Annotated in this window: 19 protein-coding genes and 1 pseudogene; 5 read left to right on the plus strand and 15 right to left on the minus strand. The window is 47.2% G+C overall.

Annotation, left to right across the window (positions count from 1 at the left end):
* Positions 1-197 precede the first annotated feature (197 nt).
* From CKW00_RS10700 to CKW00_RS10710, 3 genes are read left to right on the plus strand one after another with little or no spacing between them, the layout of a single operon-like run.
* Positions 198-935, plus strand: coding sequence for a glycerophosphodiester phosphodiesterase (locus CKW00_RS10700; protein WP_095822558.1), 738 nt, complete (start codon positions 198-200; stop codon positions 933-935).
* A gap of 4 nt (positions 936-939) precedes the next feature.
* The gene (gene rnz, locus CKW00_RS10705) at positions 940-1,872 is read left to right on the plus strand and encodes a ribonuclease Z (protein WP_095822559.1); all 933 of its coding nucleotides are present in this window, start codon (positions 940-942) and stop codon (positions 1,870-1,872) included.
* A 60-nt stretch (positions 1,873-1,932) separates the two neighbouring features.
* Entirely contained in the window at positions 1,933-3,288 is a 1,356-nt protein-coding gene (locus CKW00_RS10710; protein WP_095822560.1) for an aldehyde dehydrogenase, read from the plus strand.
* Here CKW00_RS10710 and CKW00_RS10715 read toward each other — a convergent pair.
* The 5 genes from CKW00_RS10715 to CKW00_RS10735 all read right to left on the minus strand — a co-directional run bounded on the left by CKW00_RS10715 (position 3,285) and on the right by CKW00_RS10735 (position 9,805).
* Complete coding sequence (locus CKW00_RS10715; protein WP_095822561.1) at positions 3,285-4,514, minus strand: DNA polymerase IV; 1,230 nt, start codon at positions 4,512-4,514, stop codon at positions 3,285-3,287. The two genes, CKW00_RS10710 and CKW00_RS10715, sit on opposite strands and share 4 nt — an antisense overlap.
* Before the next feature lie 83 nt (positions 4,515-4,597).
* Positions 4,598-5,716, minus strand: coding sequence for a M20/M25/M40 family metallo-hydrolase (locus tag CKW00_RS10720; protein WP_095822562.1), 1,119 nt, complete (start codon positions 5,714-5,716; stop codon positions 4,598-4,600).
* A 58-nt stretch (positions 5,717-5,774) separates the two neighbouring features.
* Positions 5,775-7,322 (minus strand): acyl-CoA carboxylase subunit beta, encoded by a 1,548-nt coding sequence (locus tag CKW00_RS10725; RefSeq protein ID WP_008591272.1) that lies wholly within the window; start codon positions 7,320-7,322, stop codon positions 5,775-5,777.
* A 5-nt stretch (positions 7,323-7,327) separates the two neighbouring features.
* Positions 7,328-8,140, minus strand: a complete 813-nt coding sequence (gene mce / locus CKW00_RS10730; protein WP_008591271.1) for a methylmalonyl-CoA epimerase — start codon at positions 8,138-8,140, stop codon at positions 7,328-7,330.
* A 15-nt stretch (positions 8,141-8,155) separates the two neighbouring features.
* Positions 8,156-9,805, minus strand: a complete 1,650-nt coding sequence (locus CKW00_RS10735; protein ID WP_095822563.1) for an acyl-CoA mutase large subunit family protein — start codon at positions 9,803-9,805, stop codon at positions 8,156-8,158.
* A gap of 154 nt (positions 9,806-9,959) precedes the next feature.
* Between CKW00_RS10735 and prli42 the strand changes: the two genes are divergently transcribed.
* Positions 9,960-10,076 (plus strand): stressosome-associated protein Prli42, encoded by a 117-nt coding sequence (gene prli42, locus CKW00_RS13735; RefSeq protein WP_233129772.1) that lies wholly within the window; start codon positions 9,960-9,962, stop codon positions 10,074-10,076.
* A gap of 37 nt (positions 10,077-10,113) precedes the next feature.
* Here the strand turns inward: prli42 and CKW00_RS10745 are convergent, their stop codons facing one another.
* From CKW00_RS10745 to CKW00_RS10790, 10 genes and pseudogenes are all read right to left on the minus strand, one after another.
* Complete coding sequence (locus CKW00_RS10745; protein ID WP_095822564.1) at positions 10,114-11,067, minus strand: aromatic acid exporter family protein; 954 nt, start codon at positions 11,065-11,067, stop codon at positions 10,114-10,116.
* A gap of 60 nt (positions 11,068-11,127) precedes the next feature.
* Positions 11,128-11,565: a BrxA/BrxB family bacilliredoxin gene (locus tag CKW00_RS10750; RefSeq protein WP_040609624.1), complete on the minus strand. Its 438-nt coding sequence runs from the start codon at positions 11,563-11,565 to the stop codon at positions 11,128-11,130.
* Positions 11,566-11,650: 85 nt separating this feature from the next.
* Positions 11,651-12,934, minus strand: coding sequence for a dihydrolipoamide acetyltransferase family protein (locus tag CKW00_RS10755; RefSeq protein WP_095822565.1), 1,284 nt, complete (start codon positions 12,932-12,934; stop codon positions 11,651-11,653).
* Positions 12,935-12,948: 14 nt separating this feature from the next.
* On the minus strand, positions 12,949-13,932 hold the full coding sequence (locus tag CKW00_RS10760) for an alpha-ketoacid dehydrogenase subunit beta (RefSeq protein ID WP_095822566.1): 984 nt from the start codon (positions 13,930-13,932) through the stop codon (positions 12,949-12,951).
* Between the two features lie 12 nt (positions 13,933-13,944).
* A complete protein-coding gene (locus CKW00_RS10765) occupies positions 13,945-14,937 on the minus strand; it encodes a thiamine pyrophosphate-dependent dehydrogenase E1 component subunit alpha (RefSeq protein WP_095822567.1) in 993 nt (330 codons plus the stop codon).
* Between the two features lie 19 nt (positions 14,938-14,956).
* The gene (gene lpdA, locus CKW00_RS10770) at positions 14,957-16,378 is read right to left on the minus strand and encodes a dihydrolipoyl dehydrogenase (protein WP_095822568.1); all 1,422 of its coding nucleotides are present in this window, start codon (positions 16,376-16,378) and stop codon (positions 14,957-14,959) included.
* A gap of 19 nt (positions 16,379-16,397) precedes the next feature.
* A pseudogene (buk, locus tag CKW00_RS10775) lies at positions 16,398-17,469 on the minus strand (butyrate kinase).
* Between the two features lie 13 nt (positions 17,470-17,482).
* Positions 17,483-18,580, minus strand: coding sequence for a Leu/Phe/Val dehydrogenase (locus CKW00_RS10780; protein WP_008591251.1), 1,098 nt, complete (start codon positions 18,578-18,580; stop codon positions 17,483-17,485).
* Between the two features lie 2 nt (positions 18,581-18,582).
* On the minus strand, positions 18,583-19,476 hold the full coding sequence (locus CKW00_RS10785; protein ID WP_008591248.1) for a bifunctional enoyl-CoA hydratase/phosphate acetyltransferase: 894 nt from the start codon (positions 19,474-19,476) through the stop codon (positions 18,583-18,585).
* An 11-nt stretch (positions 19,477-19,487) separates the two neighbouring features.
* Complete coding sequence (locus tag CKW00_RS10790) at positions 19,488-21,530, minus strand: sigma-54 interaction domain-containing protein (RefSeq protein ID WP_095822569.1); 2,043 nt, start codon at positions 21,528-21,530, stop codon at positions 19,488-19,490.
* Positions 21,531-21,665: 135 nt separating this feature from the next.
* Between CKW00_RS10790 and CKW00_RS10795 the strand changes: the two genes are divergently transcribed.
* Positions 21,666-21,899 carry a DUF2627 domain-containing protein gene (locus CKW00_RS10795; RefSeq protein WP_095822570.1) on the plus strand — a complete coding sequence of 78 codons (234 nt, stop codon included), beginning with the start codon at positions 21,666-21,668 and terminating at the stop codon, positions 21,897-21,899.
* Positions 21,900-21,951: the final 52 nt, after the last annotated feature.

The raw sequence follows: 21,951 nt of genomic DNA on the forward strand, positions 1-21,951 counted from the left end.
AGCAGAGGGATCTCTTTTTGTGTATAAACGTACAGAAACATCCATAGAGAAAGGGCGTCCCTTGCAATGAAAGTCATTGGAAGGGACGCCCTTTTTTACTAATATTTACTGGTTTTGTCCCAGACTCTTTTCTTTTATGTAAAATAGGAACGTGGTAAGATTCTAGTATTGAGATTACTGGAATAGGAGTGGACGTTATGCAGACACAGATTTTCGCGCATCGGGGAGCCAGCAGGTATGCTCCCGAGAATACGATGCCCGCTTTCAGACTTGCACTGCATATGCAGGCTGAAGGAGTGGAAACGGATGTGCAGTTGACCAGGGATCAGATTCCTGTATTAATTCATGATGAGAACGTAAAGCGCACTACGGACGGTTCAGGTTTCGTCCAGGACTATACCTTCCAGGAATTGCGTTCACTTGATGCCGGAAGCTGGTTCTCCAAAGAATACGAAGGGGCGCTCATCCCCTCCCTTGAAGAACTTCTACAGTGGGTCGCACCACGTCCATTGTTTCTTCATCTTGAATTAAAAACGGATAAAATCTCTTACAAACATATAGAAAAAATCGTCTATGATCTTCTGCAGAAATACAGCGTAACGGAAAGAACTACTCTTTCAAGCTTCAACGAAGACACTCTGAAGAACGTCAAAGAGCTCAACTCTTCAATCGACACAGCTTTTCTCACATCAACGAAAATGAGGAAGATGCTTTCATATCTCTCTTCCATCCCGGCAGACGGGTTACACGTAAAACATACGATTCTGAACAGGAAACTGGCTTCCCGTTGCAGAAAAAACCAAATACCACTCAGAGTATACACGGTGAATAGACCCGCTCATTTAAGGAAGTGTTACCACCTGAAATGTTCCGGTATCTTCACCGACGTCCCTGATATCGCATGGAGCATAAGAGAAGCTGTAGAGGAGAGTTGATAAGATGGAACTATATTTTCTCGGTACCGGGAGCGGCGTCCCCTCCAAAGAAAGAAATGTCTCCTCCCTGGTGCTCCGTCTGATCGAGGAGACGGGAAAAAGCTGGATGTTCGACTGCGGCGAAGGGACTCAGCATCAAATACTGGACTCGCCTGTAAAAGCACGGAGAATCGAAAAAGTTTTTATTACCCACCTGCATGGTGATCATATTTACGGGCTGCCAGGATTTCTCAGCAGCAGATCTTTCCAGGGAGGCACAGAGCCTCTTACCGTCTACGGGCCGGAAGGATTACAGGAATTCGTCGAATCCGCTCTGCGCATCAGCGGAACCCACCTCACTTACGACCTGCATTTCCGGACGATAGAAGATGGTTTCAGTGAAGAAAACGAGCAGTTTGAAATCAGTGCCCATCTGCTTGAGCACGGCTTACCTTCGTACGGATTCTTCATAAAAGAAAAACCGAAACCGGGAGCATTACAGAAAGAAAAACTTGAAGCGATGGGAATTCGGCCGGGGCCGGTTTACCAGACCATCAAAAATCAGGAAACGACCGTGCTCGAAGACGGCACAGTCATTAAGAGATCAGATGTACTCAGTGCCCCTAAGCCGGGCAGATCCGTCGCCATCCTTGGTGACACGCGTTTCAGAGAGCGTCACACGGAATGGATCAAAGGAGCGGATGTTCTTATTCATGAAGGGACTTTCGAAGGAAAAGAAAGCCGGATGGCTTATGATTATTATCACTCTACTGTCGTTCAGGCAGCTGAGACAGCGGCTCAGTCAGGGGTGGATACGCTGTACGTCAACCATCTCTCCTCCCGTTACCAGAGAGAGGATATAGCCAGGCTGCTTGCGGAAGCCCGCGAGGTGTTCCCGGACACATTCATCGTCCATGATCACTTCCACACGAGTGTGGTAAGAAAAGAAAGACAATAGTGTAACTGCTGCTTATTCAGGGAAAAGAAACGGAACCGTATTTACTAAGGAGGAAACCTTATGGAAATCGTCACCCGTCAGAAACAGTGGTTCAAACACGGATACACCCAGAACTATGAATTCAGAAAACAGCAGCTGCTGAAAATGAAAAGGATGCTTCAAACTTTTGAAGTACCTCTATTGAAAGCTTTGCAGTACGATCTCAATAAATCGGAATTCGAAGCTTACACTACGGAAATAGCTTTTCTTAATGCAGAAATACAGGAACAGCTGTCTCATTTAAAAAAACGCATGGCTCCGGAAAAAGTGAAGGCTCCCCTGTCCCATACAGGCACACAAAACTATATCAGAAAAGAGCCCTATGGCAGCGTCCTGATCATAGCACCATGGAACTACCCGCTACAGCTTGCTATAGCTCCAGCTATCGGTGCATTAGCCGCCGGGAATACGGCAGTGCTCAAACCATCGGAAATGACACCCACGGTTTCCTGGGTCATCAGGCGTATGATCGAGGAGTTCTTCCCTGAGCACGTACTTAAGGTGGTCGAAGGCGGTAAGGAAGTCACCCAGCAGCTATTATCCGAGCCGTTCGATTACATCTTTTTTACCGGGAGCGAACGTGTGGGCAAAATTGTTATGCAGAAAGCATCCGAACAGCTTATTCCGGTAACGCTTGAGCTCGGTGGCAAAAGTCCGGCAATCGTACACAAAGATGCGAACCTTCCGGTAGCAGCAAGGAGAATCGCGTGGGGGAAACTCATCAACGCCGGTCAGACCTGTATCGCCCCGGATCACGTATATGTTCATAAGGACATAAAAGAAGCGTTCATCAGAGAATATAAAGCGGCCGTACACCTTCTCTATGGTAAAGAACCTCTGAAAAACGATGATTTCGTCAAAATCGTAAGCAAGGATCACTTCGACCGTATCAAGAGTTATCTTTCCGACGGGAACATTGCATTAGGTGGCGAAACTGACGAGAAAAATAATAAAATCGCCCCTGCCGTTCTGACAGAAGTGACAGAGAAGGATCCGGTTATGCAGGAAGAAATATTCGGTCCCATACTGCCGGTTCTTGAATACAGGGAGTTGCAGGAAGCAGTGGAAACGATCAGCGACAAACCTGATCCTCTGGCTTTGTATTATTTCGGCGAGGATGAAAAATCCCAGGAATTTGTCACAACGTCCCTTTCTTTCGGAGGAGGCTGCATCAATGATACGCTTTACCATATCATCAACCCTCATCTCCCGTTCGGCGGCATCGGTGCCAGCGGGATGGGCAGCTATCACGGCAAATTCAGCTTTGAAACATTCACCCACAAGAAGTCGATTACGAAACAGAACACGAAGTTCGATCCGTCATTCAGATACAAGCGGGATAAAAACAGCCTTAAAATTATAAAACGTATTCTTTAATCACCATCCAGAAAGTCCTTTTGAAAACTTGTCCGGATGGACGGGAGCGGCATTTTTGAACTTTTGAGAACGTCGCTCCCGTATTTTTCTTTAAGTTCTTCAATCGTTTTATATAAAGGTTCCTTCTCCGCCACCCGTTCATAAGTGAACAGGTTGAGCTGTTCGACCGCTTCATCCGTTTCAACCAGCTCCGACATGGTAATACCGAGAAGGCGTATCGGCTGCTGATTCCAGTGTTCCTCAAATAAATCTACAGCTTCCCGGGATATAACTTCCCGGCTGTTCGTATTGTTATGAAGGAGCCTCGTCCTGGTCACTGTTTTTCTGTTATTATAACGGATCATTATCTGCAGCTGCTGTCCCACCACTTCTTTCCTCTTCATCCTTCCCTCTACCTTCTCGGCGAGTTTTCTGAACGTACGGTAAACCTCCGTCTCTTCCGACGTATCTTCTGCAAGTGTCGTCGAAGTACCTATACTTTTGAATGAATGGATCGCTTCAGGATCCACTTCCCTGTCGTCGAACCCGTTAGCCCGCTGGTGAAGCTTGCTTCCGTTAACACCAAGAAGATTCTTCAGTTCATATTCTTTCCGGTTGGCCAGGTCGCCGATCGTGTGTACGTCAATCTTTTTCAGTTTTTCCGCTGTTTTCTCCCCTACTCCATGCATGTCAAGGACGGGCAGAGGCCAGAGTTTCTTAGGGATATCCCGTTTTCTCAGAATTGTACACCCCATCGGTTTTTTCATGTCGGAAGCCATTTTAGCGAGAAACTTATTGGGGGCGATTCCGATACTGCAGGGTACCTTAAGATCCGCGAATATTCTCTTCTGAAGTTCCTCCGCAAGTTCCGGAGGATGACGGTCAGCCAGGTCCGATATGTCCATATACCCTTCATCGATCGATACGGGCTGCACCAGTTCCGTAACTTCTCTCAATATGGCAAATAACTGTTTCGATACTTCTCTGTAGCGGTCAAAATTCGGCCTGCGAATGAGAAGAGAAGGACACAGTCTTCTTGCTTCTCCTACGAGCATCGTCGTCTTCACGCCATATTTCCTGGCTTCGTAACTGCTTGTGACGATCACCCCTTTTCTTTCTTCGGGGTTTCCGGCGATGGCTAAAGGTTTCCCCTGAAGTTCCGGGTGATCCGCCATCTCTACCGAAGCATAGAAGCTGTTCATATCAATGTGTAGAATAACTCTCGGTTGCCGGTTTTTGTTCTCCATTCGGAATCACCTTTCGAACGCTTGTTTCCCTATATTATATCAATAATCATTTCAAAAAAGAAGAGCCGTGCTTTATGCACGGCTCATACCTCCTCCATAATTGCCAGGACAAATTCCGATACCTTAACGAGATCTTCCACAGCAATTCTTTCATTCGTCGTGTGAATATTTTCATAACCTACTGCCAGGTTCACTGTAGGGATGCCGTAACTTGAGATTACGTTAGCATCACTGCCGCCTCCGCTTTTAAGCAGCCGGCTTTCGCGCCCGATTTTTTCAGCTGCACTTCTGGCGACCTCCACTACCTGATCCCCTTGCTTCTGTTTGTATCCCGGATACATGACCTGTACTTCGCAGACTGCTTCTCCGCCCAACTCAGCAGCAGCCTGATCGAAAGCTTCCGTCATCCGTTTCACCTGCTCCTGCATTTTGTCAGGATTCAATGACCGTGCTTCAGCCAGTACTGACACATGGTCACACACCACATTCGTCTGCTGTCCACCTTCGAAACTGCCGATATTCGCCGTCGTCTCTTCATCGATTCTTCCAAGGGGCATATTCGCTATAGCTTTTGATGCGATCGTAATTGCGGAGACACCCTCCTCGGGGGCTACGCCGGCATGAGCCTTTTTCCCTTTTACGGTAGCCGAGATCTTCGCCTGGGTCGGAGCTGCAACGATGATATCTCCTACTGTACCGTCGCTGTCCACAGCATAACCGTATGCAGCCTTCAGTTTAGAGTGATCGAGATGTCTCGCACCGACGAGCCCGCTTTCTTCCCCGGCTGTGATAACGAACTGGATTGTGCCATGTGCAGCACCGGACGCTTTGAAAACGCGGGCTGCTTCAAATATCGCGGCCACTCCTGCCTTATCATCAGCTCCAAGAATGGTCTCCTCTCCCGAAACGATGTAGCCGTCCTCTACCCTCGGCTGAATATTCTTCCCGGGCACTACCGTGTCCATGTGTACGGTAAAATAGACCGGATCTTTTGAAGGATCATTTCCTTCAAGAGTAGCAATAAGGTTGCCTGCTCCATGTCCCGTCGCTGTCTTCGAATCATCTTCCTCCACATTGAACCCTATTTCCTGAAGTTTCGTCGTCAGTACTCCGGAAATTTCTTCTTCATTCTTGGTTTCGGAATCGATTTGCACAAGTTCCATAAATTCTTCCAGAAGACGCTCTCTGTTCACTGAACTCAATTCATTTTCCTCCTTGCTTTCCTGCAGTAATTCTGTCTATGCGATTAATGTCCGGAACTTACAGAGGTATGTTCCCGTGTTTCTTATCCGGTCGTTTTTCTTCTTTGTTACGAAGCATTCTAAGTGACTGTTTCAGTTTTATACGCGTTTCTCTCGGGTCTATTACGTCATCGACCATACCGAGGCCGGCAGCGACGTAAGGGTTAGCGAACCGTTCCCTATACTCATCAATTTTCTCCTGACGGGTCTGCTCCGGATTATCACTCTGATTGATTTCTTTAGCGTAAATAATATTTGCGGCACCCTCCGGCCCCATTACTGCTATTTCGGCATTAGGCCATGCAAAAACGATATCGGCACCGATGGACTTACTGTTAAGTGCTACATACGCCCCGCCGTAAGCTTTTCTTGTAATTACCGTCAATTTCGGCACCGTCGCTTCCGAATAGGCATATAATATTTTAGCCCCGTGACGGATTATTCCTCCATGCTCCTGTTTGATACCCGGGAAAAATCCGGTAACGTCCTCGAAAGTAACGAGAGGGATATTAAAGGAGTCACACATCCGGATAAACCTTGCCGCCTTATCACTGGAGTCGATATCCAGCCCGCCTGCCATGTATTTCGGCTGGTTTGCAATAATACCTGTCGTCTGTCCATCGATTCTTGCGAAACCGACTACTACGTTTTTCGCGAAACTGGCATGAATTTCGAAAAATGATTCTTCGTCGACGATATGGTCGATCAATTTTCTCACGTCATAAGGACGGGAGGAATTGAAAGGTACAAAATCTGTAATGTCCGGAAGAAAATCTTCTTTTTCCTCTTCTTTACTTTCAATAAAAGGCGGCTTCTCTTTGTAGTTGTCCGGAAGATATAGAAGCAGATCTCTTACAGCATCAAGAGCTTCTTCTTCGGTGGAAGCCTGCACATGAGCGTTTCCGCTGGTGGAGTTATGTACCCGGGCACCTCCCAGATCTTCCGGAGAAATCTTTTCGCCTGTGACGGTTTCGATAACTTTCGGCCCAGTTATAAACATCTGGGAACTCTCTTCGACCATAACGACAAAGTCCGTAATTGCCGGAGAATACACTGCACCGCCGGCACATGGTCCGAGAATGACGGAAATCTGAGGAATGACTCCCGAATAGATGGAGTTCCGGTAAAATACGTGACCGTATCCATCCAGCGAGGAGACGCCTTCCTGTATTCTGGCTCCCCCGGAATCGTTGAGACCGATGAACGGGACGCCGTTTTTAGCAGCCAGATCCATTACTGCCGCGATCTTTTTCCCGTGCATTTCACCGAGTGCTCCTCCGTAAACAGTGAAATCCTGGGCGAACAGATATATGCCCCGGCCGTTTATTGTGGCGTACCCGGTCACTACACCTTCTCCGGGCGCATCTTTCACTCCTGCGTCGTGATGACGGTGCTGTATGAAAGGGTTGAGCTCCATGAACGACCCTTCATCCACGAGGTAGTCGATACGTTCGCGCGCTGTTTTCTTGCCCTTATCATGCTGCTTGGCTATTTTTTCATCTCCGCCGCCGAGTTCCGTCTCCCGCCGTTTATCATAAAGTTCATTGATTTTATCGAACATATCCATAACAACTAACCCTCCTGTTTTTCTTCGCAAAGTTCATATAGTACACCCTGCCCCGCTTTTGGATGAAGGAAGGCGATACGACTGTCATGCGCACCCTGTTTCGGAGTTTCATTCAGCATACTGATTCCCTGTTCCTTAAATAAGCTGATTCTTTTCTCGATATTGTCAACGTCAAGAGCGATATGATGGATTCCTTCGCCTTTTTTATCTATAAATTTCTGGATCGGAGAATCCTCATCCATCGGCTCCAGCAGTTCAATCCTTGTATCACCGATCGGGAAAAACGCTACTTTCACTTTTTCCTCTTCCACCGTTTCCACTGATTCAAGCGGAAGACCGAGGCTGTGCTGATAGAAAGGCAGGGCCTGCTCCAGGTGCTGAACCGCTATTCCGATATGCGATATTTTGTTTGGAGGCGGCGTTTCCTCCCCCTGTACCAGCTGTTTAATGAAAGTGGCAGTATCGGACATTGCTGTACCGCTGGTGAATATCTTCCTCACCCCTTTTTCTTCCAGGTAAGGGATATCTTCTGTCGGAATAACCCCTCCGCCAATCACAGGTATGTCTTCCGCATTATTCGCTCTCAACGCTTCCACTACTTTCGGAAACAGGGTTTTGTGTGCGCCGGAAAGAGAGGAAAGACCTATAACGTTAACGTCTTCCTGGATGGCGGCCTGTGCTATCTGTTCCGGCGACTGGCGTAATCCGGTGTAAATCACCTCCATGCCTGCATCTCTAAGTCCCTGTGCAATAATAAGTGCTCCACGATCGTGGCCGTCAAGACCGGGTTTGGCAATCAATACTCTGATAGGTTCCATCTCAGTTCATCCTTCCTACATTGCTGTATATTCCCCAAATTCTTCTCTCAGTACGTTGGCTATTTCTCCGACGGTCGCATACACTTTCACGGCCTCCACTATAAAAGGCATAAGATTCTCATTATTTACAGCCGCTTCTCTCAATTTCTTAAGGGAATCAGCAACAGCGTCAGCGTCACGGTTCTCTCTGATCCGCTCTGTTGCTTCCACCTGGTTCTTTTCGAGCTTTTCATCTACACGCAGAAGTTCCGGCTCCACTTCTTCATCAATCGTAAACTCATTCACCCCTACGATGACATCTTCGCCTTTTTCAATATCTTTCTGCGTTTCATAAGCGGTCTGATGGATTTCTCTTTGCATATAACCGGCTTCCACCGCTTTTACGGCTCCTCCGAATTCATCAATCCGTTTAATATACTCGTTCGCCTTCTCTTCTATCTCATCGGTGAGGGACTCCACAAAATACGAACCTGCGAGTGGATCCACCGTTTCGGTAACGCCGCTTTCATGAGCCAGAATCTGCTGTGTCCGGAGAGCGATTCTCGCAGAATCCTCGGTAGGAAGGGCGAGAGCCTCATCTTTCGAGTTCGTGTGCAGGCTCTGTGTTCCTCCCATTATAGCGGCAAGCGCCTGTACAGTAACTCTTACTATGTTGTTATCCGGCTGCTGGGCCGTCAGCGTGCTTCCTCCGGTCTGCGTATGGAAACGCATCTTCCAGCTCTTCGGATCCTGGGCGTTATATTTTTCTTTCATGATTTTCGCCCACATTCTTCTCGCAGCTCTGTATTTTGCAGCCTCTTCGAAAAACTGGTTATGGGCATTAAAGAAAAATGCGAGCCTTGGAGCAAACTGATCTATTTCCAGTCCTGCTGCAAGTGCGGCATCTACGTAGGCCATTCCGTTAGCAAGTGTAAATGCCACTTCCTGTACTGCTGTAGCCCCGGCTTCTCTTATATGGTAGCCCGATATACTGATTGTGTTGAATTTAGGCAGGTTCTCCTGACAATAGGAAAATATATCCGTTATAATTCTCATGGAAGACTCGGGCGGATAAATATAAGTTCCTCTTGCTATGTATTCTTTAAGTATATCATTCTGAATAGTTCCTGTAAGTTTTTCCTTGGCCACTCCCTGCTTCTCGCCTACTGCAATATACATCGCCAGAAGGATGGAGGCGGGAGCGTTAATAGTCATAGAAGTACTCACTTTGTTCAGCGGTATTTCGGCGAATAGCTGTTCCATATCCTCGAGGGAATCTATGGCGACCCCCACCTTCCCGACCTCGCCTTCAGCCATCGGATCGTCCGAATCATAACCTATCTGGGTAGGCAGGTCGAAAGCGACGGAGAGTCCGGTCTGCCCCTGATCAAGAAGATACCTGAAACGTTCATTTGTTTCTTTCGCAGAACCGAATCCGGCGTATTGACGCATGGTCCAGTGCCTGCTGCGGTACATCGTCGGCTGTATCCCTCTCGTATAGGGATAGGCACCTGGAAAGCCCAGTTTCTCCAGATAACCGTCTTCGGGTTTCTCAGGTTCATACAGTCTATGTACAGGAATGCCCGAACTGGTTTCAAAAGGTTCTTTTCTTTCAGGGAACTTCTGCAGAGTTTTATCGACATTCTGTTTCCATTTATTCTTTTGATTCTCATAGGACCCACTCATAATATTCCTCCTTAATAACTTACTATATTAACATAATAACAATAAAGCGCTTACTTTGTACAAGTTTTATTACCCGGGTTTCACGCTCTCTTGTCTTCTTTCAAAATCTTGTGTAAAATACGATTAGCATATGTAAGTGAAGGAGGTACCGCACTTGGCCGAGCACAGAAAACCGTCGAAACGGGAGAAGCGTATGAAAGTTGTTATATATCTCATGATTTTTTCCATGCTGTTGTCTTCGCTATTAATGGGAGCCAGTTATTTTTTATAATCAGCAGAGAAAGCAGTCGTCCGGAACGACTGCTTTTTTAAATGTCGCTTCTCTTGAAGGAACGTTTGATGATCAGGTAATCCTCGAGTTCGTTCAACAGTTGATGCAGACTCGCTCTGCTTTCGAATTCTTCGCGTGACTCGGGCAGTGGTTCCTCTTTAAAGTAGTTACGTAATTCCTCCAGTTTTCTCAAGTACAGGAGAGCCGTGTTCCCGGGATGGACTGCTCCCGATAAATCTTCAAAAAGATCCCCGATTTTACTTGCGTATTCATCGTACTGGGAAATTCTCGTGACAAGCGGGAGCATCTGCTCCAGCAGTTCAAACTGTTTCGTCCTCATATGGAAATAATGATAATAAGGGTGGTGCGGTTTAAGCAGACGATTCTCCACCTGTTTGTAGGCCAGCGCTTTCGCTTCCTCCAGCAATTCGGCAGTTCTGGTCAGTTCCTCTCCCGCCCAGGCGTATTTCTCCTCCTTCAGATAAAGTGAAATTTCCTTCAGTATCGAAGAGAAGCAGTCTTCCACATCCGTCTGGTATTCCTCAAGGCTCCGTTCAAGGCTTGGCATATATATATTAAGTATTAAAGCTATTCCTATACCGATAACTATCAGTAAAAATTCGTTCCACACGATTGAGAGATCGATTTTACCGAAGGTATACAAATGGAGAACGATTACAGAACTCGTAATGATCCCGGGTGTTATCTTCAGCCGAACGGTAGTAGGTATAAACAAGAGAAGCATGACGCCGATAGCAAGTGGCGTGAAACCCATCAGCCCTTCGAAAAATATAAATGAGTAAAGAATCGCAAGCATACAGGCAGCAAACCTGTGCCATGCAGATAGAAGAGACCTTTTCCTCGTAACCTGAATACATAATATCGTCACGATACCTGCCGAAGCGAAATTATCCAGCTCCAGCAACTGCGCCATCCATATGGCCAAAGGTGTACCAAGAGCAGTTTTAATAGTTCTGGACCCTATCCTCATATTGTTAAACCCTTTCATAGAAAAAGAGTCTTTGCAGTCAAAGACTCTTTTTCTTTCCGATTACATTTCTTCACAGTAAGTATCGAAATCTTTCTGAAGTTTGTTGATAACCTCCATCGGTTCAAACCCTTCGATGTCGTGACGCTCCACCATAGTCTGGATTTTTCCATCTTTTAAAAGGGCAAAAGACGGCGAGGAAGGCGGGTATCCTTCAAAGTATTCTCTGGCTTTCTCTGTAGCTTCTCTGTCCTGTCCTGCGAAAACCGTCACAAGCTGATCCGGTCGTTTATCATAATGAATCGCATTTCTCGCAGCAGGTCTTGCAATACCTCCGGCACAGCCGCAGACCGAATTAACCATCACGAGCGTCGTTCCGTTCTGCTTCAAAGCTTCGTCCACCTCTTCCGGGGTGGTAAGTTCTTCGTACCCGGCTTCTACAATTTCGTTTCTTGCTTTTGTTACTACATCATCCATATATAAATTGAAATCCATATTAATCGCTCCTTTACGTAGTGTTAAACACATTCTACCAACCAGAGCAGTAACTTTCAATTAAGAGATAGTTTACATAACATTACTATGGTTAATAAACCGAATCGTTTTCATCCATATTTTCCAGTATCTCTTTTACTTTTTGCAGGAAGTTCCCCGCAATCAGTCCGTCCAGAACGCGGTGATCCAGAGATAGACAGAGGTTCACCATATCTCTTGGTCCGAACATTCCATCCATGTATACAGGTTTTTTAACAATCGATTCCACCTGGAGGATGGCTGCCTGAGGATGATTGATTACCCCCATGGACTGTACGGAACCGAAGGAACCGGTATTGTTGACGGTGAATGTACCGCCCTGCATATCCTCTGTAGTCAGCTTACCTTTTCTTGCTTTTGCTGCAAGGTCGGTAATGTTTCTTGCGATACCTTTCACACTCAGCTCATCCGCATGTTTGATGACGGGTACGAACAGTTCATTCTCCTTAGCGACAGCAATGTTCAGATTGATATCTTTTTTCTGGATAATTTTATCTCCGGCCCACTGGCTGTTCAGTTCCGGATATTCTTTGAGTGCTTGAGCAACTGCCTTTACGAAGAAGGAGAAATAAGTAAGGCTGTACCCTTCCTGTTTTTTGAAGGCCTCTTTGTTCTTCTCCCTGAGTTTCACGAGATTCGTCACGTCCACTTCGACCATCATCCAGGCATGTGGTATTTCAGTAGTGGAAGTGACCATATTGGATGCGATGGCTTTACGGACCCCTGTAACAGGAATTTCTTTATCGCCCTCATCGGAAGAGACCTCGGCCGCTGGAGCTTTTGCCTTACGGCTTTCCGTTGCTTCCGTCTTTCCGGCCGGCTGTTTCGTTTCTTTCTGTGCCTTGGAAGCTCCGCCTTCAGCCTGGTATTTCTCGACGTCTTTTCTTGTAATACGGCCGTCTTTACCGCTTCCAGCCACATCTTCAAGGTCGATACCATATTGAGATGCAAGAGTAAGTACCGCCGGTGAGTATCTCGGTTTAGCCGCAGCTGTTTCTTTATCAGACTCTGCTTCCGCTTTCCCGGTAGCAGTTTCTTCCTGTTCGTCCGATTCATCCGTGCCGGAATCACCTTCAGAGCCGTTCCCGGATGCATCTTCTGTTTCTATATAACAGATGAGCTCTCCGACTGCTATAGTCTCTCCCTCATCAGCCTGCAATTCCGTAATTGTACCTGTAAAAGAAGAAGGGACTTCCGCGTTAACCTTATCCGTCATAACTTCTGCAATCGGATCGTATTTCTCCACTGTATCCCCGGGCTTTACAAGCCACGTACTGATTGTACCTTCCGTTACGCTTTCCCCGAGCTGGGGCATGTTTATCTTTTCAATTGCCATATGAATATTCCTCCCTAAAACTCTGCGAGGTTCCGCATAGCTTTTTCTACTTCGTCCGGATTCATCATAAATGCTTTTTCCATGGTAGGTGCATAAGGCATAGCAGGAACATCGGGGCCGGCCAGACGTTCGACGGGACTGTCCAGATCGAACAGACAGTTTTCGCTGATGATAGCAGAAACTTCGGAGATGATTCCGCCCTCTTTGTTATCTTCACTGATCAAAAGAACTTTCCCTGTCTTTTTAGCTGCCTCGATGATACTTTCTTTATCAAGCGGGTAGACGGTACGCAAATCAAGAATGTGCACGTCCACTCCTTCTTTTTCCAGTTTTTCCGCGGCCTGCAGGGCGAAGTGTACGCACAGACCATACGTAATCACGGTAATGTCCGAACCTTCCCTCTTCACATCCGCCTCACCGATAGGGAGTGTATAATCCTCTTCGGGAACCTCACCCTTTATCAGACGGTAAGCGCGCTTATGTTCAAAGAAAAGCACCGGATCGTTACTTCTTATAGAGGCTTTCAGCAGCCCTTTAACGTCATAAGGAGTAGAAGGCATAACGATCTTCAGTCCGGGCGTTCCTGCAAACAGTGCCTCCACGGACTGGGAGTGGTACAGCGCTCCATGTACGCCCCCTCCATAAGGGGCCCTGATAGTCATCGGAACGGTCCAGTCGTTGTTCGAACGGTAACGAATTTTGGCTGCTTCCGATACAATCTGGTTCACTGCAGGCATAATGAAATCGGCGAACTGCATTTCGGCCACCGGGCGCATACCATACATCGCTGCACCTATCCCCACTCCGGCGATAGCGGATTCAGCAAGCGGAGTATCAATGACCCGCTGCTCGCCGAACTCTTCATACAAGCCATCCGTCGCACGGAAAACTCCTCCGCGGACGCCGACATCTTCCCCTAATACAAACACCTTATCGTCTCTTCTCATTTCTTCTTTTAAAGCCTGGGTTACAGACTGAATATAAGAAATTACTGGCATTTCCCATCCTCCTCACTCTTCATATACAAAATCCATCAACGATTCAGGAGAAGCGTACGGAGCTTCTTCGGCATAGTCAGTAGCATCATTGATTATATCTTTCAATTCCTGTTCCAGATCCTTCTCCCTCTCGGTTGTAAGGATTCCCGTTTCGCGCAGGTAATTACCGAATGTAATAAGCGAGTCTTTCTTTTTCGCCTCATCCACTTCATCCTTCTCGCGATACGTACGGTCGTCATCGTCACTGGAATGGGGGGTGAGCCGGTAGGAAACCGCTTCGATGAGAGATGGCCCGTCACCATTCCGACCTCTGTCTGCCGCTTTTTTAACAGCTTCGAATACTGCAAGAGGATCATTTCCATCCACTGTTTCTCCAGGCATACCGTAGCCGATAGCACGGTCCGAAACTTTTTCGCAGGCGATCTGCTTCTCTACCGGAACCGATATTGCATATTTGTTGTTTTCCACCATAAAAATCACCGGCAATTTATGGACACCTGCAAAGTTCGCTCCTTCGTGAAAGTCCCCCTGGTTGGAAGAGCCTTCGCCGAAAGTGACGAGACTGACGATATTTTTGTTCTCCATTTTAGCTGCCAAACCGATACCGACTGCGTGTGGTACCTGTGTCGTTACCGGAGAAGAGCCGGTTACTATTCTGTTTTTCTTCTGGCCGAAATGCCCGGGCATCTGGCGTCCTCCGCTGTTCGGATCTTCCGCTTTGGCGAATGCGGAAAGCATCAGTTCTCTTGGCGTCATTCCGAAAGAAAGCACGACACCCATATCACGATAATAAGGAAGGGCGTAGTCCTCTTCCAGATTAAGCGCGTACGAAGCACCCACCTGAGCGGCTTCCTGACCCTGACAGGAAATGACGAAAGGTATCTTACCGGAGCGGTTCAACAGCCACATTCTTTCATCAATTTTTCTTGCCAGTAACATAGTGCGGTACATATCCAAAACCTGTTCATCACTGAGTCCCAACTTTTCGTGTCTATTCTTACTCATACTGTTTCTTCCTCCTTTGTCAGCCGTGAATTTGTTTACCGTCTACCGCCATAGCAGCCTCTCCCATTGCCTCCGAGAGTGTAGGATGAGGATGTATGCTCGAAGCGACTTCCCAAGGAGTGGCATCGAGTACTTTCGCAAGTCCGGCTTCGGAGATGAGATTCGTAACGTCCGGGCCAATCATATGGACACCGAGAATATCATTTGTATTTTTATCCGCTATAATCTTTACGAACCCATCGCTTTCCCCTTCTACAAGAGCTTTTCCTACTCCCTGGAAAGGGAATTTACCCGTTTTAATGTCGAATCCCGCTTCTACGGCTTCCTCTTCCGTCCAGCCTACTCTGGCTGATTCGGGACTGGAGTATATGCAGGAAGGAATCAGTTTATCATCCACGGGGTCCGGCGTTCCGTCGTTCATATGTTCAACGGCTGTCATTCCTTCGTGTGAAGCTACGTGAGCGAGCTGCAGTCCGCCTATCACGTCTCCGATAGCATAAATATGGCTTTCCTTCGTCTGGTACATGTCGTTTGTATCGATCACGTCATTTTTAATTTCAATATCAGTGTTTTCGAGTCCGATATCTTTGACGTTCGCATTACGTCCAACAGAAACAAGAACTTTTTCGGCCTGAAGTTCCAGCTCCTCTTCCTTCTTCACAGCTGAAACTGTCAGTGTGTCACCGGTATTCAGCGTTTCGGGCTGAAGCTTCGTGCCCGTGTGGATAGTAATCCCTTTCTGTTTCAGGAGGCGCTCCATTTCTTTCGAGACATCTTTGTCTTCCTGAGGAAGGATTCTATCGGCGAATTCAACCACTGTTACATCCACTTCGAAATCAGCCAGCATCGAAGCCCATTCGATCCCGATGACTCCGCCTCCGACGATAATGATTGACGCCGGCAGTTCCTTCATTTCCAACGCCTCATCCGAGGTCATAATCTGCTCGCCGTCCACCTCGAGTCCCGGAAGAGTTCTCGGGGCCGAACCGGTGGCAACAAGCACGTTTTTGGGAAGCAGCATTACATTTTCTTCGCCGCTCGTCATTTCTACGGAAATCGTTCCGGCTGAAGGCGAGAATATGGATGGGCCGAGTATTCGTCCGTGTCCTTCATATACGTCGATTTTACCTTTCTTCATGAGGGATTGAACTCCGTTGTACAATTTGTTTACCACCGACTGCTTTCTTTCCTGTACTTTCCCGAAGTCAAGCTTCACTCCTTCGGATGCCACTCCATACTCCATCGAGTTCTTGGTCTGCGAAAAAACTTCTGCACTTTTCAATAGTGCCTTGGAAGGTATGCAGCCCCTGTGCAGACATGTACCTCCGAGAGCCCCTTTTTCTACGATAGCCACTTTTTTCCCAAGCTGAGAAGCTCTTATGGCCGCGACATAACCGCCGGTTCCGCCTCCTAAAACTACCAGATCATATTCATTTGCCACTATTACTCATCCCCTATCTTCAAGAATACACTTTTGCTTCTTCTTCCCCTTTAAGTACGCGAAGAGCGCCTTCGTTTAACGCCGACATCTCATCTTCACCGGGAAAAATCATCACTTTGCCGATCCAGGAGACTTTCTCCTCGATCCAGCCGGTAAACTCTTTACCGTAAGCGAGTCCTCCCGTAAGTATTACTGCATCAATCGTCCCGCCGAAAAGCACGCTGAGACTTCCAATTTCTTTAGCTACCTGATAGGCCATACCTTCGTAGACAAGTCTGGCCTCCCTGTCGCCTTTTCCTATCCTGTTTTCTATTTCCACTGCATCACTCGTACCAAGATAAGCCGTGAGTCCTCCTTTGCCGATAAGTTTCTCCATGACCTCATCGAGAAAATAATCGCCGGAGAGACTCAACTGGACCAGGTCCCCTGCCGGTACTGTCCCGGCTCTTTCAGGAGAATATGGTCCTTCTCCGTGAAGGCCGTTATTGACATCCACCACTTTACCGCCGCGGTGAGCCCCTACCGTTATTCCGCCCCCCCATGTGGGCGATTATAAGGTTGGCTTTTTCATATGTCAGATCTAGTTCCCTGCAGGCGCGTCTGGCTACGGCTTTCTGATTCAAAGCGTGGAAAATACTTTTCCTCGGTAACTCGGGAACTCCCGAAAGACGGGCTATTTCATCCAGTTCATCGACTACTACCGGATCAACGATGAATGCTTTCGCTTCCACCTCCGCTGCAATATCATGAGCTATGAGACCGCCTAGATTGGAGGCGTGCTCCCCGTTGTATCCCTTTCTTAAATCCTCACGCATAGAATTGTTAACTTCATAAGTGCCGCCGGGAATGGGCTTTAACAGACCACCCCGACCGCATACGGCATCTAACTTATCAGCCCGGAACCCTTTTTCTTCTAATAGTCCAAGGATCAGTTGCTTCCTGAACGGGTACTGATCCATCAGGCGTCTGAACTGTTTCAGTTCTTCCTGCCCGTGCCGGATGGTTTCTTCCCATTCCGGGGTACTGTTTTTGAAAAGAGCAGCTTTCGTCGAGGTGGACCCCGGGTTTATTACCAGTGTGTGAAACTCCATAAGTGCTCTCCTCTTAGATACGGTTTTTCAGTATATGTTTTTCGCTTTGCAGGAACTGACTTCTGGAGTGTCTCATTCTTTCGATCCGCTCCTCGGCAAGTCGATCAGCAGCTTCGTTCGTCGGTATGTTATCTCTTCTTGATATTTCGAATACCTGACTGACGTTATCATAAATAGTTTCCACTTTCTTCATCGCCCGGTCTTTGTTGTAGCCGTTCAGTTCATCAGCCACGTTAATGACACCGCCGGCATTCAATACATAGTCCGGAGTATAGATGACGCCTTTTTTATGCAGGGTTTCTCCATGACTTGAATCTTTGAGCTGGTTGTTGGCAGCACCCGCGATCACTTTCGCTTTGATTCTTGGAATCGTGTCATCGTTCAAGGTAGCTCCAAGGGCGCAAGGGGCGTAAATATCGCAGTCCACGTCATAGATTTCATCAGGTTCGACGACGCGCGCCCCAAATTCGTCGCGGGCTCTTGCTACTGCTTCTTTATTAATATCGGTAACAATCAGGTTCGCGCCTTCCTCGTGCAGATAACGGCAGAGATTGTATGCTACGTTACCCACTCCCTGGACAGCTACTGTCCGGCCATTAAGATCATCGGTGCCGAAGCCTTCTTTGGCAGCCGCTTTCATTCCTCTGTAGACCCCATAAGCAGTAATCGGAGAAGGGTTACCGGAAGCCCCGGAGGTGGAAGAAATTCCGGTAACAAAATTAGTTTCCTGATAAATAAGATCCATATCCTGCACGGTCGTACCTACATCTTCCGCAGTAATATAACGTCCGCTCAGTCCCTGGATATAACGGCCGAACGCCCGGAACATCTCTTCGTTTTTCTCGGTTTTAGGATCCCCGATAATTACTGTTTTACCTCCTCCGAGATTCAGACCTGCTGCTGCGTTTTTATACGTCATTCCTTTAGCAAGTCTTAAGGCATCTTCCACCGCTTCTTCCTCGGTTTTATACGTCCACATCCTTGTTCCACCCAGTGCAGGCCCAAGAGTAGTGTCGTGAATGGCGATGATCGCTTTCAGCCCCGAAGTCTTATCGTGACAGAATACAAGTTGCTCGTAATCGTACGTTTCCATGTAGTTAAAGATTTCCATTATTATTCCTCCTCATTTATGGCAAGTGCCAGTGAAAACAGCTTGTTCTCGGTACTGTCGGATCTCGAAGTCAAAACAATCGGCGCCCGAGCTCCTGCAATAATCCCCGCTACCCTTGCCTTTCCAAAAAATACAAAAGATTTATATAATACATTAGCCACCTCAATATCAGGTGCTACTAATATATCAGCATGACCCGCTACCCTGGAAGTAATACCTTTCTTCCTGGCAGCCTCTTCGTTGATCGCGTTGTCAAAAGCCAACGGACCGTCGACGATACATCCCGCTATTTGTCCCCGCGCATTCATTTGACTGAGCAGTGCTGCGTCGGTAGTAGCTTCCATCGATGTATTCACCGTTTCAATAGCAGCCAGCGGAGCTACGAGCGGTTCGTCGATGCCCGTCCTGCGGGCAACGTGTGCCGCATTTTCGATTATCTGTTTCTTCTCGTGGAGATCCGGACTGATATTCATTGCGGAATCTGTAAGGAACAGGACTTTTTCGTATTCCGGAAAATCGAAAAGGGCAACGTGCGAAAGTATTTTGTTCCCTTTCAGTCCATAGTCCCTGTGGAGGGCCTGTTTCATAAGTGTGCCCGTATCTACGTGGCCCTTCATAAGAACATCTGCCGCATTACCGCTCACCGCTTTTACAGCCATCTCTGAAGCGCTGCCGGAAGAGACATGTTCTACAGTTATTCCCTGTTCAAGAGAGATACCGTTTTCTGCCGCAATACTTTTGATTTTCTCCCCGTCGCCGAACAGGCGGAAATCGCACAACTCTTCCTCCACTGCACGAGCCACTGTTTTTAAAATCCCGGGTTCATCCGCCTGAGCTACGGCCACCGTGCGCCTGTTGGCATTCGATTTATGCAGCAGCTGATCCAGTCGTTTCATTGCTCCACCTCCTACTCTTTAGTATCGTTCTTGCTTAACCCGTATTTATCAAGCTTATAGTAGAGATTCCGGAGAGACACCCCTAATGCTTTGGCCGTTCTCGTCTTATTGAAATTATGAGTGCGATACGCCTGTACGAGCACCTGTTTTTCATACTGCTCGACCACTTCCTGAAGCTGGAAGTCCTCCCAGTCTGCTCTTCTGTTGAATTCGGCAGTAATGTCGCTGCTCAAAGCGGGGAGATGGTGAGCTCTTATCACCGTACCGGAGTGTTCCATATTTATGAATGCTCTTCCGAGAATGTTTTCGAGTTCCCTTATATTTCCCGGCCACTCATAATTCATCAGCCTTTCGAAAGCCTCCCTGTCCACTTCCTCCACTTTACGTCCGTAAGCATCATTCAGCTTTTCCAGAAGAAAAGGGATGAGTTCGACGAGGTCTTCTTTCCTTTCCCGGAGAGGCGGGATATGTATCGGCAGTTTGTTCAGACGGTAGTAGAGGTCTTCCCTGAAAAACTCGTTACCGATAGCTTTTTCCAGGTTCATGTTCGTAGCTGCTATGATTCTTACATCAATTTTGCTGGCGTGGCTGCTTCCGAGTCTTTTCACTTCTTTTTCCTGCAACACTCTCAACAGTTTAGCCTGTATTTTAACGGGCAGTTCACCGATTTCATCCAAAAACAGAGTGCCTTTATGAGCCTCTTCGAAATAACCTTCTCTGCCTGGGGAGCCCGCCACTCCGAATAACTCTTCCTCTATATAATCATGTGCCATAGTGGCGCAGTTGATTCTGATGAATTTACGGTCGGAACGTTCGCTTTCATGATGTATGGCATGAGCCAGAAGTTCCTTACCCGTTCCGGACTCCCCGCGCAGAAGAACGGTCACGGAGGTATTGGCAGCGATTTTGGCCTGGTCGATGACTAATTGAAGCGCTTCCGATTTTCCTAACAGATCTTTGAAGGTGTAGGAAGCTTTCAAACTTCTGATGAGCTGTTTCGCTTTGGACAACTCTTCATTCAGCTGATAAAGTTCCGATACGTCATGCAGAACTCCGACACTTCCTTTAATTACATCTTCCACGATTATCGGAGCTACGTTTACGAGGACATCCCTCTTTTTGGGACCGACTTTCATCTGTACTCCTCTTACAGGTTCTCCGGTACGCAACACCTGCATATGCATACTTTCACCTTCTGAGATGTCGGCAGTGGCCGGTTTGCCTATCACCTGTGGTTCTGTAAGGCCGGTGATTTTAGTGTATGCAGGATTGATCATCAGCCCGTTCCCTTTTTCATCCACTACGGAGATGGCTTCTTCCGAAGAATTGATGATAGCTTCCAGCATGGTTGTCACTTCTTTGATGTCTGTCAGTTCTTCGGCAAGTGCCACCGCTTCTGTGATGTCTTTGAATATAGCGTATGCCCCTATGATGTTGCCCGAAGCATCGACCATCGGAATTCTTGTGGACAGAAGTTTTTTCCCATTCGGGAGGGACACTTCTTTATTTATCTGTTTCTCCTTCGTCGTAAGTAACTCAGGAAGTTTTGTAAGCGGTATCACATCTGTTACAGGACGATCCACCACCTGCTCTTTGGTGGTATGTAGTATTCTTTCGGCACTCTGATTGATAAAAACCACTTTGTTGTGAGAATCGATGACGATCATTCCATCGTGGATACTGTTCAGAATTAAATCCTGATTATGTGCCTGTTCACTTTTTTCGGAGATGAGTGAATTCTTCTCTTCAAGCAGCGCGGATATAACGTAAGCGATTGCTCCGGGAACGACAACTATATCTTTAGAAGTCCTCCTTTGCAGCTCTTTGAAGACTTCTTCTTCACCGGTCGCCTCGAAAATTATATCCACCGATTCATCCAGCCAGTGTTCCCAGTTCTCCCCGGATGGAATGCCGAATTCTGCAGCTTTTTTCAGACCTGCAGCCCCGGGATTTATGTCGGTGATCGCTGCAATCTCTAACTGATCCGTTTCTTTCAGCAGATTCAATAGAGCGCTTCCCCCGGTTCCGGCACCTACAATAATTACACGTTTCATTTCATCACACCCTGCAACTTTTTGCACACTTAAATCATAAATGATTATGCACACTTTAGCAATAGTGAAACTTTTCCCTAGTTACATAATTTTTGCTATACTGAGACTAATGTTAAGAAAAAAGGAGTACGGCATATGCGTTTAGTTGCACTGCTTATATTAGTGGCACCCGGGGTTCTCGCCGTCTATGGAATCAAACTTATCAGGGATTCCTTATTCGGCGAACTGCAGCCCCTTTTTCTCCACCTGTTCCTCCAGGGTGTTGCAGGAGTTGTATTTGTAATCGGCGGTCTCTTTTTCATCGGAGGATTCATTCTGCATCGCGACAGAAAAAGAAACAAAACGAAAGGCCGTTTTGAAAACAGGTAGAGCTTGAAAAGCTCTACTTTTTTGTTCCCGTCCAGTATATTTAATTTTCCTT

Source organism: Salimicrobium humidisoli, assembly GCF_002295105.1.
Taxonomy (GTDB): domain Bacteria; phylum Bacillota; class Bacilli; order Bacillales; family Halobacillaceae; genus Salimicrobium; species Salimicrobium humidisoli.